Raw genomic sequence first — 16,316 nt, 5'->3', positions numbered from 1 at the left:
GGCGTGCAGGATCGCCCGACGTCCGCTCGAAGAGGCCAAGCCTCCCTGCACTGAGTAGCCTTGTGACCGACCTCTTCTCAGCCCGATTCGCGGACGCGGGCGAGTGAGAGGAGGCCGTCCATGGCCAGCCGTCTGCCGAGCAATCCCTCGATCGACCATCTGCGCGCTGAAGCCCGCAAGCTGCAGCGCGCGGATCGCACCCCGCTGCACGAAGCCCAATTCGCCGTCGCCCGCGACTACGGCTTCAGCAGTTGGCCCAGGCTCGTGCATTATCTGCGCGACGCCGCCAAGCTCAGCATCGACCCCGGTGCGTTCGACGAGGACAACCTCGAGCCGGCCGAGCGGTTCTGCGCGTGGGCATCGTTGCGTTACAACGAGACTGACGCTCCCCCACGTTGGCAGGCCGCCGCTGAACTGCTCGCCGCCACACCGGATCTGGTCGACCGGCACATTTGGGCCGCCGCTTCAGCGGCCGATCCCGCCGCGCTGGCCCGGCACCTCGCCGAGCCAGTTCTGGCGTCGACCGGGGGCGGCCCGTTCGGCTGGGTGCCGTTGCTATACCTGAGCTACAGTCGGGTTCCCTTGGGCCGCAACGCTGACGACGTACTCACGGCCGCGACTCTACTGCTCGATACGGGCGCCGACCCGAACGCGGGCTACCTATGGTGCGGCTTGTCGACGCCGTTCACCGCACTGACCGGGGTGTTCGGCGACGGTGAACAGGGCCCGCGGCGACAACCGCCCCACCCCTTCGCGACCGAACTCGCCACTCTGCTGCTGCAGCGCGGCGCACATCCGGTCGATCAGCAGACGCTGTACAACCGGATGTTCCGGGCCGACGATTCCCACCTGGAACTGTTGTTCGCCCACGGCCTGGCCGATGCCGGTCCGAGCCCGTGGGAACTGCGTCTCGGCGAGGCAATGGAAACCCGAGAACAGCTGTGGCAGCGCCAGATCAGCTGGGCTGCCGAGCACGGGTTCACCGCGCGGCTCGACCTGTTGGCCCGGCACGGAATCGACGTATCCGGAGTGGAGGCGGTGACACCGGTGTTCCCCGACGATCCCAACGCCTTTGACGACGAGGGTGCGACCCCGCTGCACCAGGCCGCGTGGTCCGGCGACCTCGAGCTGATTCGACGGCTCCTTGATGCCGGAGCCGACACGACCATCGTCGACCGGAGATTCGGCTCCACTCCCCTGGATTGGGCCGAGCATGCCTACCAGACCGAGGCCGCCGACGTGCTGCGTGGGCGTGTCACATCAGGCCCTTCGGACCGCGACGGATGATCGCGGCGAGTTGTTCGCGTGAGCTGGCGCCCACCCGCTGGCAGGCCCGGTACAGATGGCCTTCGACACTGCGTACCGACATCACCAACCGCTCGGCGATCTGCTTGTTGGTCAGCCCCGCGACGACGAGTTCGACGATCTCGCGCTGTCGGCCGGTCAACGGCTGTCCAGCCGGGTTGCGCAACGCCGGGGTACAGAGCCCACCGCATTCGTCGGCGCTCTCCTGCGCCAACGCGGCCGCATACGCACTGCGCTTACCCTGACCGTGGTGGCCGAACGCGACCGCGGCCTGCGCCAAGGCGTCAGTGGCGGTGGCTCGGTCGCCGAGGGCCCGGTATTCCTCTGCCGCCGTGAGTAATCCGGCGCCGTCATCGGCGGCCAGTGCCTCGATATGGCGGGCCACCGTCTCGGCCAGCGGCAGTTTCAGGGTTTCGGCAAGCTCCCGTACACGCGCGGCGCCCGAAGTGTCGCCCCACTGTGCGGCCGTCTGCAGACACAGCAGCTCATGCGTCGGCTGTTCGCGTTGCGCGGCGTCGCGACCCGCTGCGCGCACCAGATCGATCGCATCGGTCAGCGCGCCACCGGCAGCCAGCGTCCACCCGGTGGACACCGACATCGCGGTGCCCACGAACACGTAATCGTCGGGCACCAGCTGCCCGACTCCCGCCAGCGCATCGGTTGCCGCGGCGACTTGGCCCAGTTTGGCATACGCCTCAGCCAGCGCGAAACAGCTCGCGATGCGCAAACCCGTTGTGATCTCGTGTGTTTCGGCACCGGCATACGCCTCGTGCAAGTGTTTGACGGCACCACCGAGATCGGCACGGACCAGTTCGGCGTGGCCGAGCAGGTGAGCGAGGTTGGCGTACACCAGACCAGGCATGTCACGCGCCGACTCGTCCAGCAGCGCTGCCATCGCCGTGACTTCGTCGATACGACCGGTCAGCCGGCAGGCGCGACCGTGGACCGCACCGAACCAGAAGCGCATGGGCGACGATTCGAACGATGTGTTGGCCCTTTTGATGGCCTGGTCGGCGACGGTGTTGATGTCATCGACGTGTCCCAGCGCACCGAAAGCCATCATCAACGCGATCGAGGCCATCATAGCGTGGAAATCGGGCAAACCACCGAAATCCAGGGCGGTCCTTGCCTTTTCCTCGGCACGCGCACAGTGCCCAAGTACCGCGTCGACGCAGGCCTCGATGGCCAGGCGTTCCATCCGCTGCTCATCGGATTCGGTTGTGGTGGACAGCTTCTCCAAAATCTCGCCGGCGTCGCGCGGGCGGCTGAGCATCCAGGCCAGGTTGGCCGCCCGAACCGTCGCCCAGTGATGGTTGTCGGGACGCCCGTCGGCACTGATGTCACGTAGGACGGCCTCAGCTTCTTCACCTCGGCTCAGCAGGATCAGCGTCATCGCCCGCAGCTGCGCGGCCCCGGGTGCGCCGCATTCGGCCGCGGCAGCCGCGAATCGGTTGGCGGCGTCGGGATCGAGCAGGACGGCGGCGCAGCGGGCGGCCGTGAGGTACAGCTCTGGATCCGGTGGCAGGTCGGAGTTCAGCGCCAGCAGTGCCCGGCGGACGGTCGCGCGCATATCCCCGTCGGCGTCCGACTCCAGCCGCCGCGCGAGCCGCCCCCGGATCCTCGACAGGTGCATCTCACCGGCTGTCGCCCTACGCAATTCGCCGTACAACGGGTGCGCGAGAGTCGCCACCAGTCCGCGCCCGGCCCGGTCGACCCTGACCAGGTGCATCTGCTCAGCGGCCTCCAGGTCGGCGGGCTCGACGAGGTCGCACAGGACGTCGACGCTCAGCGGCTCGCACTGCGACAGCGTGTCGAGCACCAGCGCCATACCGGGCTCGAGTCCGCCGAGGCGACGCCCGACCATGTCGGTGATGCTCTGGGACACGGCCACATTGCCGTCCCACATCCACACCCCGGCGGACTTGCGCATCCGCCCGGCGGCGATCTGGTCCTTCACCAGCTGCAGCAGGTAAAGAGCGTTGCCTCCGGTCAGTTTCCAGAACCGGCGCGTGGTTCGGCTGTCCACGGGGCCGGCGACCGCCGACTCGATCAGCGTGGCGGCCGCCGCGGCGGACAGCGGCTCGAGGTCGATCCGGTCGAGCAGGCTGTCTTTCCACAGGGCGGTCACGGCGTCTGGTTCCGGTCCCCCGGAACGTGCGGTGACGACGAGGCGCACCCCTTGGGTCTGCGCCAGTTGGTGGACGACGTGCGCGGACAGCCCGTCGAGCAGGTGCGCGTCATCGATGCCGATGACGACCTTGCCCATGCGCTGTTGGGCGACGAAGGAATCGATCACGCGTCGCACGTCCGGCAGCGGGTCGCACATGCTCTCGCTGATCGATCCGGTGAAGGCCCCGAGCGGGATGGCCCGCGCCGATTCGGTTCCGACGAACCAGCTGGTCCGGTGGCCGGATGCCGCGGCGTGGCTGAGTGCCTCGCGAGCCAACCGGGTCTTGCCGACGCCGGCACTGCCGACGATCACCACACCGTGGTGGGTCCCCGGCCCACCAAGGCAGCGACGGATCGTCGCCAGTTCTTCTTCCCGCCCCGCCAGCTTCATGTCAGCAATTCGTACCCGCCATCGCCGTCATCGGAAGTTCCCGCGATTTCCCACGATATGGCGTCAAACCCGTCCACGGGGAGCAAATTGACGCATCCTCGGGTAATGGGGCGGTCCAGGCACACGGATCCCCCTCCAGCCGGGGTCCGGCTGGTCTACCAGGTACGCCTACCAGCCGGTCAGGCGTGCCGCGCTTCGGAATTGCGCACCCGCATCCCGAAGTACATTGCGTTGAAGCCCAGCACCATCACGAGCGCACCACTGATCACGTGCGACCAGATCATGCCGGCGCTCGGTCCACTGACAAACACCCACGGCGAGATGATCAGCCACACACCGAATATCGGCAGTGTCCAGGTCATGCCGTGCGCGCGATCCAGCGCGAAGCTGAAACACATTGACAGGAACGCGATCGCCCCTCCGACGATCAGATCGTTGACCGTCAGCCTGTTGAAGGCGTCGTAGCCGACGATCCATGGTGACAGCGCGACGTACATCGCCGTCAGCAACGTCAGGCCGAAGGTGACCTGCGCGGCCATCGACTCTGCAACACGGTCATAGCTCGCTCTCAGGGCCAGAATGTCCGGATGTAGATCGATCGATGAATGGACCGTACTCATTTCTATTCCTTTCCGTTATACGGCAAGGCGTTTGAGCCCTACCGCCCCCATCCATCACCTCTCAGATTACGCCGTAACTGGCCCGATGGCGCCGGCTGTCGACGCCCGTCTGAGCCGGACAAGTAAGGTGTTCTCAATGCGGCGGCGCAGCAACCTCCGAACGGATGACCCGACCGGCGCACATCAGCAACTCGGCTGGTTCGCAACGCTGTTCGCGATGGCGTTGGTGTTCCATTACTCCGACAGCCAGCCCCTTGCGGTGCTGCCGGCATTGCTGGCCGGTGTGCCCGCCCTGATATTTCCCGGCTCGGTGGCCGCCGCCGGCCTGGCCGTCGCGGCCGGCGCGACGGTGGCCGCGCTGAACCTGCCCGCGGCCGCGAACCATCTGGTGCTGAGCCTGCTGATCGCCGTCGCACTCGGTACCGCGGCCTTGTGGGCACTGGCCACCCGGAATCGACCGGGGACGCCGGAGGGCTTCGTCGAGCGCTGGCTGGATGCCGCGCGGAGCCCCATCGGTCTTGTGTTGCTCGTGGTCTACCTGTTCACGGTCTTCGACAAGTTGAACACTGCCTACTTCACCCCGGCCACCTCGTGCGGCGGCGAACTGTTCGGCCAGCTCATCTGGCTCAACGGCTTCGACGATGTGACACCGGGCCGGGCCATCGGGGAGTTCGTCGGCATCGCCGCAGTGGTGATCGAGGCCGCGATTCTCGGGTTGCTGGCGGTGCCGCGGCTACGTTTCTGGGGCGTGCTGCTCGGCGTGGCCTTCCACTCGATACTGGCGATGGCCTCGTTCTACGACTTCGCCACGGTCGTCTTCGCGGTGTACGTACTGCTGGTCCCGGCCGAGGTGTTCGTCGCCCTGGCGACCCGCGCTTCGGTGCTGCGCCGCGTCGCGCTCGCCGGCTTTGCGATGCATGTGCTGCTGAGTGTGTTGTCGAGTTCGGCCGACTCGCCGACGAGCCCGGTCGGCCTACCCTGGCACACCCTGCTCGTGCTCACGTGGTTCGTCGCGGTGGTGCCGTTCATGGTCGCGCTGCTGCGCGCGTACCACTCCGTCCACGCGGCAGGTGTGCGTCCACCGAACTGGAGTTTTCGCCCTCTGGTGCTGCTCATCGCCCCGCTGTTGGCGTTCGCCAACGGGGTGACGCCGTATGTGGGGCTCAAGACCGTGTCGAACTACTCGATGTTCAGCAACCTGCATACCGAGGAAGGCGCCACCAATCATCTGGTGCCCGGCGTCACCGCATTGCGGTTGGCCGACTATCAGCGCGACACCGTCACGGTGGTCGGAATGGAGTTTCCACAGCAGTCGGCCGACCTGACGTTCCTTCGCCGGCAGATCCGTTGGATGTCGGAAGACCCGCCGGTCCGCATCCCCTGGCTCGAGCTGCGGCGCAGTGTGATGCTGTGGCAGGACGCGGGCATCAGTGGCGTCCGAATCGCTTATCTGCACGACGGACCGCCGCGCGTGGTGGACGACGCGACAACAGACCCCGTGCTCTCGGCGCCGCTGCCCTGGTGGCAGCGGCATCTGCTCGCGTTCCGCGCCATCGACTCGGGTTGGGGCGCCGACATCTGCCGCTGGTAGCCGCGTCACCCCACACCGCGACCGTGCGTGTTTGCCCCCCGACACACCGTGAAACGTCGGCAGTTTGCGCACGCTCGCGGTGCCGGGGTCAGGCGGCGCCGATCCGCTCCGGATTCCGGTAGCTCTCGGCCCGCGCGGCGATCACCTCGGGTGTCGGCAGCGGCTCGGCGCTGTCCAGATACACCCCACCGGCGCGCAGGGTGTCGTCGACCAGCAGCCAGATCCACCGGACCAGATCGGCCACCAGCCGGTCCTGGGCGGTCGAGCCGGGCTGATCGAGCCACCGGCCGGTCGTCGATTCGACCAGCCCGACGATGGCGAAGGCCAAGGGCTGAGGGTCGGTCTCCACGCCGAAAGCATTGAGGTACACCGTGAACAGGGCATCCAACTGGGTACCGATGGTCAGCCTGATATCGGCGATGGCGTCGGGTGCCGAGGCGTCGTCGCCGAGGGAGCACCGGGCCAGGTAGCGATAGAGGCTGCGATGCTCGACGAGAAACCCGACGTGGGCGCCGACACTCGCCTCGATGATCTGGGCCATCGATCCGTGTGGTGTCCACAGCGGGGCGAGTTCGGTGTTGAGCATCTCGGCAGCGCGTTGCGCGATCGCGCGTTGCAGGTCTGCGGCGCCGGCGAAATGCCGGTAGAGCTTGGTGCGGGTGACGCCGACGTGCGCCGCGATCTGCTCGGTCGACGCCTGTGGGCCGTGCTCGGCGATCGCCGACAATGCCGCGTCGACGAACTCGGCCCGCCGGCGTTCCCGCTGGCCGGCCCATCGACTCACCGAACCGTTGCCCTCAGTTGTCACGGCTACACCCTAGCCAATCTAGTGGTACATGACGTACCATTTGCCCAACTGGTACGTCATGTACCACTAGATCCGGAAGGGAACGACGCAGATGGATGCGGTCATCGCACTTCGTAAAGCAGCAGGTCTGCCGGCAGTTGCCGAACCCCTGGCACCTGCTGAGGACTACGGCTTCTTCGGCCCGGATTCGGTCACCTGGAAGGTGTGGAGCTACCCCACCTCACTGCTGATCGGCTTCTCGCGCGCGGTCACCATCGAGCACCTCGACCCGTTCCTGGCCGCCGCGGTGGACGCCACCGGGCAGGTCTACAGCCGCACCCGCCTGCGCTACGACCGGACCATGCAGTACTTCGCCCTGGTGGCCTTCGGCGACGCCAAGTCCGTCCTCGACGCGTCGGAGATCCTGGTCAAGATCCACGCCAAGGCTGTCGGCACCGAGCCCATCACCAAGCGCCCGTTCGACGCCAACGATCCGCACTCGCAGTTGTGGATCCACCTGACCGCGTGGCACTCGATCCTCTACAGCTACGAGATGTTCGGCCCCGGCAAGCTGTCGGCGGACGAGGAGAGCCGGTACTGGGCGGAGTGCGCGCGGGCCGCGGAGTTCCAGACCATCAATCCCGACGACGTGCCGCGCACCCGCGAGGGCGTCCGCGCGTACTTCGAGAGCTTCCGACCTGACCTCGTGGGCTCCGAGGTGGCCCAGCGCATGATGGACTACCTGGTCGATCTGGGCTACCACATCCTGCCCGAGCGGATGCCGCGCTGGATGCGCAAGGCGTTCAACATCCCGATGCGCGCCGCCATCATCGCCACCATGCCGCAGTGGATGCGGCTGCTCGGCGGCATCCCCCAGCGCCGGTTCGCCGATGTCGCGGCGCGCGCGGTGGTCCGCCCCTTCCTGCGGGTCATCGCCACCTATCCGCGGCTGGAGCTTGCGGTCCTGGACCTGACGACGCCGAACACCACACCCATCGTCGGCCCCACCCTGGTGGACATTCCGGCCAAGCACACCGTGACCTACACCCCGGCCGAGGCCAGAGCCAAATGGGACCGGACCACTCCGTTCGAGCAGTACGCTGCCATCGTGGCCAAGCGGCAGGCGGGCGAGGGTCCGACACCGTATGCCCACAACCATCACGACGCATTGGTCCGATTCGACAAGAGCGTGAGCTGAGATGACCGAAACGCAGATCGACGAGGCCCTCGAGGAGCTCGTCGAAGGTGAAAAGACCTGGGCTTCCCTGTCATTGGCCGCCCGGCGCGGCCTACTCGACGAGGTGCGCGCACTGACCGCGCGTCACGCCGCCGAATGGGTGGACGCCGCCGTCGGGATCAAACAACTCGACCCGGCCTCGCCGCTGGTCGGCGAGGAGTGGATGTCCGGCCCGTATTCACTGGCGGCCGGGCTGGGCGCACTGTCGGAGACGCTGGCGAAGCTCGAAACGGGCCGTAGCCCGCTCGACGGCGCCGCCTTCGGTTACGCCCCCGGCGGCCGCACGACGGTAAAGGCCTTGCCACTCAATACCTTCGACCAGCTGCTGCTGTCCGGATTCAGCGCCGAGGTGTGGCTGCAGCCCGGAATCGAGAAAGCCGAGGCAATCCGATCGGCTGGTCTGGCCCAACGCGACCCCTCCCGCACCCACGGCGTCGGCGCGGTACTGGGCGCGGGCAACATCTTCTCGATCGCGCCGCTCGACACCATCTACGAGCTGTACGCCAACAACCGGGTGGTGGCCCTCAAGCTCAACCCCATCACCGATCCGCTGCTACCCGTACTGACGAAGGTGCTGGCTCCGTTCATCGCCGTCGGCGCGGTGCGCATCCTGACCGGCGGCGCCGAGGCCGGCACATATCTGGTGCGACACAAGCTCGTCGACCACGTGCACATGACCGGTAGCGCCCTGACCTACGACGCCATCGTGTTCGGCACCGGAGAAGAGGGCGCCCGACGGAAGGCCGCCGACGAGCCGGTGCTCGACAAGGAGATGACCGCCGAGCTCGGCGGGGTGTCACCGACGATCGTGCTGCCCGGGGAGTGGAGTAAGGCCGACATCGAGTTCCAGGCCAATCACGTTGCCACGCAACGCCTGCACAACAACGGCTACAACTGCGTGGCCGCGCAGGTGGTGGTGCTGCCCAAGCGATGGGCGCAGCGCGACGAGTTCATCGCCGCCATCCGCAAGGCCGTCAACGGCGCCCCCGCGCGAGCCGCCTACTACCCCGGTTCCGACGTCAGGGTCGCGAGCGCGGACACCTCGTATCCGGACGCACAGCATCTGGGCTCGAGCGGTGCCCGGGTACTGGTGGTCGATCCGGCTGACCGCAAAGCCCTGTTGTGCACGGAGTACTTCGGTCCGGTGCTCGGCGTGATCGAACTCGACGTGCCCAACGAGGATTTCGCCGCCGAGGCCGTGCGCGTCGCCAACGACGAATTCGTCGGCACGCTCGGGGTCAACATCATCGCCCACCCGAACGCCATCGCGAGCCTCGGCGACAAGTTGGACCACCTCGTCGAGCAGCTGCGCTACGGCACCATCGCGATCAACGCCTGGACCGGCGTCGGCTACCTGACGCCAACGGCCACGTGGGGCGCTTTCCCGGGGCACCCGCGCAACGACATCCAGAGCGGAACCGGCGTGGTGCACAACGCTTTTCTGCTCGACCGCCCGGAACGCACCGTGGTCCGCGGCCCGTTCCGGCCCGCGCCGCGTTCGGTCTTCGGCGGCGAGTGGTCGCTGTCGCCGAAGCCGCCGTGGTTCGTCAACAACCGCACCGCGGCGACGACGGGCCGGCTGCTGGTGGAGTTCGCCGCGGCGCCGGGTTGGAGCAAGCTGCCGGCGATCTTCGCGTCGGCACTGCGGGGTTGAGTGCGGGCTAGCCGGAGGCGACGGGCGCGGCGGGCGCGCGCAGCAACCGCTGCGCGCAATCGAGCAGCACACGGTGCAACTCTTCGTCGGTGACGTCGTTGAGGGTGGGGTCGGTGGCGCTGCCGTAGATACCCGAGGCCAACACCGACATGCAGATCCGGCCGGCGGCGTCGGGATCGGGGCCCAGCAGGATCCCGGTCAGCCGTTCGATGGTGTCCTGGAGTTCGGGTCGACTGTGCACCAGGCTGTCGATGACCGGATCGCCGTGGAACACCGCGGTGACGCGACGATGCCGCACCGCCATCTCCACCATGCCGCTGATGGCGGCTTCCCGCCGGGCCTCGGGTGTGGACATCGCCTCGGCGATGCGGACCAACCGGATCATGTCGTCGAAGACCGGCTGGATGACGGCGAGCGCGATCTCGTCCTTGGAATGGAATTGGTAGTAGACGGCGGCCTTGCTGACCCCGAGGCGGTCGGCGATCATCTGTAGCGACGTACCGTTGACACCGTGCTCGGCGAACAGGCTCAACGCCGCCTCGAGCACCCTCTCGCGGGCAAAGCCACGCGGCGCAACAGCCTTCGCCACACCCGTCCCTTCGTCGCGCTGAGCGTACCGAACGCGGTCTAGATCACAGCGTTAATAGCCAAACTAACTTGATTGAAGTTAGCCGACTGTATAGGTTTCACTTTACATCCGGCAAGGAATCCTGCGGGGGAGGAGTGTTGATGCCAAGTTCGTGCATGTCACAGCCGGCAGACCTTCTCGACCGGCTCGACGCCTTTCTGATCACCGCTGCCGAATCCGGCATCGAGCAGGTGGTTTTCCTGGCCTCCGATCTGGACCCGCGTCCCTATCAGCTGCCGTGGCCCGCCGGCACCCAGGTGTACGTCGTCGACCATCCGGCGATCCTCGACGTCAAGACCGACGCCTTGGCCGGCGCCGCATCCACGACTGCCGTGCGTGGCGTCCCCGCAGATATCGCCGGCAATTGGCCTGCTGCGCTGTCTCGGACGGGATTCGACGCCGACAGGAGCACCCTGTGGAGCGTGGAAGGCGTACTACCCTTCATTCCATCGGATGAGCAGTGTCGACTCATCGGCGACATCACCGTTCTGAGTGCGCCGGGCAGCCGGCTGATCTCGGAAGTTTCGGTCAGCCCGTTCCGGGACGATTCCGACGGGGACGTCGCTGCGGATGCCGACGTAGAAAGATGTTGGCGGGAATCCGCCGATGCCGACATGCTCACCAAATGGCAATGGAGCTTCGCAGCTAACCAGTACGTCACTGCGTACCTGACCTCCGAAAGGCCGACCAGCGAATATGAAGCTGTTGAGACGGTTCTGGATCCCGTTGATCATCATCGTGGTGGTGGTGGTCGGCGGATTCACGGTCATGCGGGTGCGCACATTCTTCGGCGCAGGCGACGGCTCCGGTATGGCCAGCGCGAAGGTCGATGACACCAAGCCCTTCGACCCCAAGGTCGTGGTCTATGAGATCTACGGCGTGCCCGGTGCGACGGCAGACGTGAACTACCTCGATCTCGACGCCCAGCCCCAGCGCATCGACGGGGTCACCCTGCCCTGGACGCTGCGCCTGGAGTCCACCGCCCCGTCGGTGTTCCCCAACGTCGTCGCCCAGGGCACCGGCGACACGATCAGCTGCCGGATCACCGTCGATGACGAACTCAAGGACGAGAGAACCTCCAACGGCGTGAACGCCCAGACCTTCTGCTTGGTGAAATCTGCATGAGCAATTACGACACCCCGGCCGACTCGATCCCGGTCAGCGGTCCACAGCACGCCAAAGCCGCCGAGCACGGTGGCATCGCCAAGTGGATCCGGCGCCTGGCCGTCCCGATCATCATCGGCTGGATCGCCGTCATCGGTGTCCTCAACGTGATCGTTCCCCAGCTCGAAGAGGTGGGGAAGATGCGCTCGGTGTCGATGACGCCGGACGACGCGCCGTCGATGATCGCGATGAAGCGTGTCGGCGAGGTGTTCCAGGAGTTCAAGTCCAACAGCTCCGTCATGGTCGTGCTGGAAAGCGACAAGCCGCTGGGCGACGAGGCACACAAGTACTACGACGAGGTCGTCGCCAAGCTCGAGGCCGACAAGAAACACATCGAGCACGTCCAGGATTTCTGGGGCGACCCGCTGACCGCTTCCGGCGCTCAGAGCTCCGACGGCTTGGCCGCCTACGTGCAGGTCTATACCGCCGGTAACCAGGGCGAGGCGCTGGCCAACGAATCGGTGGAAGCCACCGAACACATCGTCCAGAGCGTCCCGGCACCGCCCGGCCTCAAGGCCTACGTCACCGGCCCGGCGGCGATGTCGGCTGATCAGGAGATCGCCGGTAACCGCAGCCTCGAGATGATCACCGCGCTGACCTTCGCGGTCATCATCATCATGCTGCTCTCGGTATACCGCTCCGTCGTGACAGTGCTGCTGACCATCGTCATGGTGCTGCTGTCACTGTCGGCCGCCCGCGGCCTGGTTGCGTTCCTGGGCTACTACAACATCATCGGACTCTCGACGTTCGCCACGAACTTGTTGGTGATGCTGGCCATCGCCGCCTCGACTGACTACGCAATCTTCCTGATAGGTCGATATCAAGAGGCCCGAAGTGTCGGCGAAGACCGAGAACAGGCCTACTACACCATGTTCCACGGCACCGCCCACGTCATCCTGGGTTCGGGCCTGACCATCGCCGGCGCCACGTTCTGTCTGCACTTCACCCGCCTGCCCTATTTCCAGTCGCTGGGTATCCCCCTGGCAATCGGCATGGTCATGGTGGTGCTCGTCGCGCTCACCCTGGGCTCGGCGACCATCACGGTGGCCACCAAGTTCGGCAAGACGCTGGAACCCAAGCGCGCCATGCGCACCCGCGGCTGGCGCAAGATCGGTGCGGCCGTGGTGCGCTGGCCCGGGCCGATCCTGATTGCCACGATCGCGCTCGCCCTGGTCGGTCTGCTCGCACTGCCGGGCTACCGGACCAACTACAACGACCGCAAGTACCTGCCGGCAGATCTGCCGGCCAACACCGGGTACGCCGCGGCAGACCGCCACTTCTCGCAGGCGCGGATGAACCCCGAGTTGCTGCTCATCGAGAGCGACCACGATCTGCGCAACTCGGCGGACTTCCTGGTGATCGAGCGGATCGCCAAACGCATTGTCGGCGTTCCGGGTGTCTCCCGGGTCCAGGCCATCACGCGCCCGCAGGGATCCCCGATCGAGCACACCTCGATCCCGTTCAACATCAGCATGCAGGGCACGACCCAGACCATGAATCAGAAGTACATGCAGGACCGCATGAAGGACATGCTCAAGCAGGCCGACGACATGCAGGTCACCATCGACACGATGGACAAGATGATCGCGCTCATGGGGCAGATGCGCGACGTCATGAACAGCATGGTCGGCAAGATGCACGGAATGGTCGACGACATCAAGGAATTGCGCGACCACATCTCGGATTTCGACGACTTCTTCCGGCCGATCCGCAACTACCTGTACTGGGAACCGCACTGCTACGACATCCCGATGTGCTGGTCGATCCGGTCGGTGTTCGACACCCTTGACGGCATCGACACCATGACAGCGGATTTCGAGCAGATCGTCCCTGACATGGACAAGATGAACGCGCTGATCCCGGTGATGATCGCGAACATGCAGCCGATGATCACGACCATGCAGACGATGAAGACCATGATGCTGACCATGCAGGCCACCCAGGGCGGCATGCAGGATCAGATGGCGGCCATGCAGGACAATTCCACCGCCATGGGTCAGGCCTTCGACGCCGCCAAGAACGACGACTCGTTCTATCTGCCGCCGGAAGCCTTCGAGAATCCGGACTTCAAGCGCGGCATGAAGATGTTCCTGTCCCCCGACGGGCACGCGGTGCGGTTCATCATCAGCCACGAGGGTGATCCGATGAGCCCCGAAGGAGTCGCTCACGTCGAACCCATCAAGCTGGCCGCCAAGGAGGCCATCAAGGGCACCCCGCTGGAGGGCTCCAAGATCTACCTCGGCGGCACGGCAGCCATGTTCAAGGACATGCAGGAAGGCGCCAACTACGACCTGTTGATCGCCGGGATCGCCTCGCTGTGCCTGATTTTCATCATCATGCTGATCCTGACCCGAAGCATGGTCGCCGCCGCGGTCATCGTCGGCACCGTGGTGCTGTCCCTCGGCGCATCATTCGGTCTGTCGGTGCTCATCTGGCAACACCTGATCGGACTGGAACTGCACTGGATGGTGCTGGCCATGTCGGTGATCATCCTGCTGGCCGTCGGCGCGGACTACAACCTGCTGCTGGTCTCCCGGTTCAAAGAGGAGATACACGCCGGGCTCAACACCGGCATCATCCGCGCCATGGGTGGCACCGGCTCGGTGGTCACCTCGGCGGGCCTGGTGTTCGCCTTCACCATGATGTCGATGGCGATCAGCGAGCTGGCGGTGATCGGTCAGGTCGGCACCACGATCGGCCTGGGCCTGCTGTTCGACACCCTGGTCATCCGCTCGTTCATGACCCCGTCGATCGCGGCCCTGATGGGCAAGTGGTTCTGGTGGCCGCAGATGGTGCGTCAGCGGCCCAAGCCCGAGCCGTGGCCGCAGCCGATCCAGCGCGAGCCGCAGGACTCGTTGGCTTAACCCATCTCCGCGAGCGGACGGCGGGTTACCTGACGAGCGCGACGGCGAAGCCGTCCCAGCCCTTGGTGCCCACGGTTTGGATGGCCGCGGTGTCCAACCGCGGGTGGGTGCCCATCATCTCCAGCATGTCGCGCACGGCCTGCGCCTGTGCGTCGTCGGTCGCCGGGGCGAGCACCCGACCGAACCGGGTGATGTTGTCCACCACGATGATCGAGCCCGGGCGGCCCAACTCGATCGCCCACTCGACGTAGCGGACGTTGTTCTCCTTGTCGGCGTCGATGAAGACGAGGTCGAACACGTCACCTCGTTCGGCCAGCCGAGGCAGGGTGTCCAGCGCGACGCCGACGATCACCTCGACCCGGTCCGCGACGCCGGCCCGCGCCAGGTTGGCCTGCGCCACCTCGGCATGACGCGGCTCGTATTCGAGGGTGACGACGCTGCCGTCGGGCCCCGCGCCGCGGGCCAGGTTGATGGTGCTGTAGCCGGCCAACGTACCGATCTCGAGCACTCGACGCGCCCCGGAGATCGTCGCGAGCAGCGACAGCAGCTTGCCGTGCTGGGCCGACACTTCGATGGCCGGCATGTCGGCGGCGTGAGCGGATTGACGCGCCGCGATCAGCGCCTCGTCCTCGGTACGCAGCACCTCGTTGAACATGGCATCGACTTCGGCGGGCTCGGTCACCTACGCCACGCTAGAGGACGCCTTCCTTGGCGTACACCATCCGCAGCACCAGCCCGACCTCCGGGCCCATGATCGTCGCGCACAGGTCGCAGTACGCGGCGACGAACGCCGGCCCGTGGGGTGGGTCTGCATGGCTCACGTGGTGGGCAAGCTCGTGCAGTACCACCAACTCTCGCAATGCCCAGGTGTCGCGCTCGGGGACGGCGATAACGGCCCGGCCGTCGATCAGCTCGTAGTGCGCCGCGGTGGCTCCCCGCCGGGCGCGGACGGTCAGCGGTTGCGCACCGATCCGGGCGACGACGTCGTCGAGGTAGCGCTGTACCGAGTCGACGGATCCGAACTTAGCCTCCGGCGGCAGGGTGAGCGAGGTGCCGAAGAAGTCGATGGCGCGCGAACTGTGTTGGGCCGCACGGTCGAACATGGTGCGCACGAACTGTTCGGCGGCGTACACCCTGGCACGCTGGGTGTCCTTGGCGCTCACTGCTCCAGGGCGCCGCGGGCGCCGGAGATTTCCTGGTTCGCCCCGAGGCGGGCGTGGCGACCGGCGCGGTCCCCGGCCCGACGCGCGGCCGACGAGTACCCCGCCGATGCATTCGTGGCTCGCCACGTCCCACGGGCCTGCGATGCCTCGCGGTAGAAGCCGCGCAGCTCGATATCCTTGTCCCGCAAGGCGATGGCGGTGCCCGGCCGGTCGGCCTCGTCGGCCTCGCGTTGCGCCTCCTCGCGGGCCTGGGTGAGGCGCTGGCCGATACGGGCACCGAAGGCCAGCTGAAAGTTGAGCCGGGCGGTGATCGTCGGCGTCGGACGGTGAGCACCCGAGGCGATGTAGGCCTCCGATGCCTTGACCATCTGCATCAGCAGGCTGGTGTAGAGCGCGTGGGTGGCGTCGATGTCCTCGGCGAACCCGTAGGCGTAGACGAACGTCGAGTTGGATGCCACGTCGCATTTCACGTCGTTGGCCATCCCGATCATCACGAACAGCTGCACATAGGTGCGCAGCCCCTTGGTCCCGGCTGCACCGATGGTGATGGTGCGCTGCACCGGCATCTGCGCCTTGGTTCGCTCGGCCGAATGCGCGCGGGCCAGGGCCAGGTCGATCGAGGTGGCCGTGGCGAGCCGCTGGGCGGCAGCCATGAACGCCTCGGCTTCGTGGAGGTTGTCGGTGCCCTCCGCCTGACGCAGAAGTGCGGCGATACGCGCCAGCATCTTGTCGTCAGTCACGCG

The 16,316-nt window shown here is 66.5% G+C and carries 14 protein-coding genes; 7 read left to right on the top strand and 7 right to left on the bottom strand.

The window, feature by feature from the left end; all coding sequences use genetic code 11:
- The first annotated feature begins 120 nt into the window (after positions 1–120).
- A complete protein-coding gene (locus ACZYZF_RS05015) occupies positions 121–1,287 on the top strand; it encodes an ankyrin repeat domain-containing protein (protein WP_463834723.1) in 1,167 nt (388 codons plus the stop codon).
- On the opposite strand, the gene ACZYZF_RS05010 is transcribed toward ACZYZF_RS05015, so the two are convergent.
- Entirely contained in the window at positions 1,256–3,865 is a 2,610-nt protein-coding gene (locus ACZYZF_RS05010) for a LuxR C-terminal-related transcriptional regulator (RefSeq protein ID WP_463834722.1), read from the bottom strand. The two genes, ACZYZF_RS05015 and ACZYZF_RS05010, sit on opposite strands and share 32 nt — an antisense overlap.
- Before the next feature lie 179 nt (positions 3,866–4,044).
- On the bottom strand, positions 4,045–4,485 hold the full coding sequence (locus ACZYZF_RS05005) for an SPW repeat protein (RefSeq protein WP_166907688.1): 441 nt from the start codon (positions 4,483–4,485) through the stop codon (positions 4,045–4,047).
- A 136-nt stretch (positions 4,486–4,621) separates the two neighbouring features.
- Here ACZYZF_RS05005 and ACZYZF_RS05000 point away from each other — a divergent pair, with 136 nt between their 5' ends.
- Complete coding sequence (locus tag ACZYZF_RS05000; RefSeq protein WP_463834720.1) at positions 4,622–6,076, top strand: hypothetical protein; 1,455 nt, start codon at positions 4,622–4,624, stop codon at positions 6,074–6,076.
- Positions 6,077–6,164: 88 nt separating this feature from the next.
- Here the strand turns inward: ACZYZF_RS05000 and ACZYZF_RS04995 are convergent, their stop codons facing one another.
- Entirely contained in the window at positions 6,165–6,884 is a 720-nt protein-coding gene (locus ACZYZF_RS04995; RefSeq protein ID WP_463834719.1) for a TetR/AcrR family transcriptional regulator, read from the bottom strand.
- 91 nt (positions 6,885–6,975) lie between these two features.
- Between ACZYZF_RS04995 and ACZYZF_RS04990 the strand changes: the two genes are divergently transcribed.
- Both ACZYZF_RS04990 and ACZYZF_RS04985 read left to right on the top strand, forming a co-directional pair.
- Positions 6,976–8,061 (top strand): oxygenase MpaB family protein, encoded by a 1,086-nt coding sequence (locus tag ACZYZF_RS04990; protein ID WP_463834718.1) that lies wholly within the window; start codon positions 6,976–6,978, stop codon positions 8,059–8,061.
- A 1-nt stretch (position 8,062) separates the two neighbouring features.
- Positions 8,063–9,754, top strand: a complete 1,692-nt coding sequence (locus tag ACZYZF_RS04985; RefSeq protein ID WP_463834717.1) for an aldehyde dehydrogenase family protein — start codon at positions 8,063–8,065, stop codon at positions 9,752–9,754.
- 7 nt (positions 9,755–9,761) lie between these two features.
- On the opposite strand, the gene ACZYZF_RS04980 is transcribed toward ACZYZF_RS04985, so the two are convergent.
- Positions 9,762–10,343, bottom strand: coding sequence for a TetR/AcrR family transcriptional regulator (locus ACZYZF_RS04980; RefSeq protein WP_463743260.1), 582 nt, complete (start codon positions 10,341–10,343; stop codon positions 9,762–9,764).
- Positions 10,344–10,498: 155 nt separating this feature from the next.
- Here ACZYZF_RS04980 and ACZYZF_RS04975 point away from each other — a divergent pair, with 155 nt between their 5' ends.
- Genes ACZYZF_RS04975 through ACZYZF_RS04965 form a run of 3 tightly spaced genes read left to right on the top strand, consistent with a single transcriptional unit; the run spans position 10,499 to position 14,410 of the window.
- On the top strand, positions 10,499–11,215 hold the full coding sequence (locus tag ACZYZF_RS04975; RefSeq protein WP_463834716.1) for an SAM-dependent methyltransferase: 717 nt from the start codon (positions 10,499–10,501) through the stop codon (positions 11,213–11,215).
- Positions 11,121–11,507 carry an MmpS family transport accessory protein gene (locus tag ACZYZF_RS04970; protein WP_463835138.1) on the top strand — a complete coding sequence of 129 codons (387 nt, stop codon included), beginning with the start codon at positions 11,121–11,123 and terminating at the stop codon, positions 11,505–11,507. The genes ACZYZF_RS04975 and ACZYZF_RS04970 overlap by 95 nt, the downstream gene beginning before the upstream one ends.
- Complete coding sequence (locus tag ACZYZF_RS04965) at positions 11,504–14,410, top strand: MMPL/RND family transporter (protein WP_463834715.1); 2,907 nt, start codon at positions 11,504–11,506, stop codon at positions 14,408–14,410. The genes ACZYZF_RS04970 and ACZYZF_RS04965 overlap by 4 nt, the downstream gene beginning before the upstream one ends.
- 25 nt (positions 14,411–14,435) lie before the next feature.
- Here the strand turns inward: ACZYZF_RS04965 and ACZYZF_RS04960 are convergent, their stop codons facing one another.
- Genes ACZYZF_RS04960 through ACZYZF_RS04950 form a run of 3 tightly spaced genes read right to left on the bottom strand, consistent with a single transcriptional unit; the run spans position 14,436 to position 16,313 of the window.
- A complete protein-coding gene (locus ACZYZF_RS04960) occupies positions 14,436–15,065 on the bottom strand; it encodes an O-methyltransferase (RefSeq protein ID WP_463744138.1) in 630 nt (209 codons plus the stop codon).
- A gap of 37 nt (positions 15,066–15,102) precedes the next feature.
- On the bottom strand, positions 15,103–15,573 hold the full coding sequence (locus tag ACZYZF_RS04955) for a TIGR04338 family metallohydrolase (RefSeq protein ID WP_463743263.1): 471 nt from the start codon (positions 15,571–15,573) through the stop codon (positions 15,103–15,105).
- On the bottom strand, positions 15,570–16,313 hold the full coding sequence (locus ACZYZF_RS04950; RefSeq protein WP_463834714.1) for a DUF2786 domain-containing protein: 744 nt from the start codon (positions 16,311–16,313) through the stop codon (positions 15,570–15,572). Before ACZYZF_RS04950 ends, ACZYZF_RS04955 begins: the two co-directional genes overlap by 4 nt.
- Positions 16,314–16,316 lie beyond the last annotated feature (3 nt).

This window comes from Mycobacterium sp. IDUB_24, from assembly GCF_055419385.1.
Note: the sequence above shows the minus strand (reverse complement) of the source record. Positions and strands in the feature narration are given on the sequence as shown.

What these genes read in the sequence shown, in the direction of transcription:
- ACZYZF_RS05015 (WP_463834723.1), top strand. Translation starts at nt 121, where the DNA reads ATGGCCAGCCGTCTGCCGAGCAATCCCTCGATCGACCATCTGCGCGCT.
- ACZYZF_RS04975 (WP_463834716.1), top strand. Translation starts at nt 10,499, where the DNA reads ATGTCACAGCCGGCAGACCTTCTCGACCGGCTCGACGCCTTTCTGATC.
- ACZYZF_RS04960 (WP_463744138.1), bottom strand. Translation starts at nt 15,065, where the DNA reads ATGTTCAACGAGGTGCTGCGTACCGAGGACGAGGCGCTGATCGCGGCG.
- ACZYZF_RS05005 (WP_166907688.1), bottom strand. Translation starts at nt 4,485, where the DNA reads ATGAGTACGGTCCATTCATCGATCGATCTACATCCGGACATTCTGGCC.
- ACZYZF_RS05010 (WP_463834722.1), bottom strand. Translation starts at nt 3,865, where the DNA reads ATGAAGCTGGCGGGGCGGGAAGAAGAACTGGCGACGATCCGTCGCTGC.
- ACZYZF_RS04985 (WP_463834717.1), top strand. Translation starts at nt 8,063, where the DNA reads ATGACCGAAACGCAGATCGACGAGGCCCTCGAGGAGCTCGTCGAAGGT.
- ACZYZF_RS04965 (WP_463834715.1), top strand. Translation starts at nt 11,504, where the DNA reads ATGAGCAATTACGACACCCCGGCCGACTCGATCCCGGTCAGCGGTCCA.
- ACZYZF_RS05000 (WP_463834720.1), top strand. Translation starts at nt 4,622, where the DNA reads ATGCGGCGGCGCAGCAACCTCCGAACGGATGACCCGACCGGCGCACAT.
- ACZYZF_RS04990 (WP_463834718.1), top strand. Translation starts at nt 6,976, where the DNA reads ATGGATGCGGTCATCGCACTTCGTAAAGCAGCAGGTCTGCCGGCAGTT.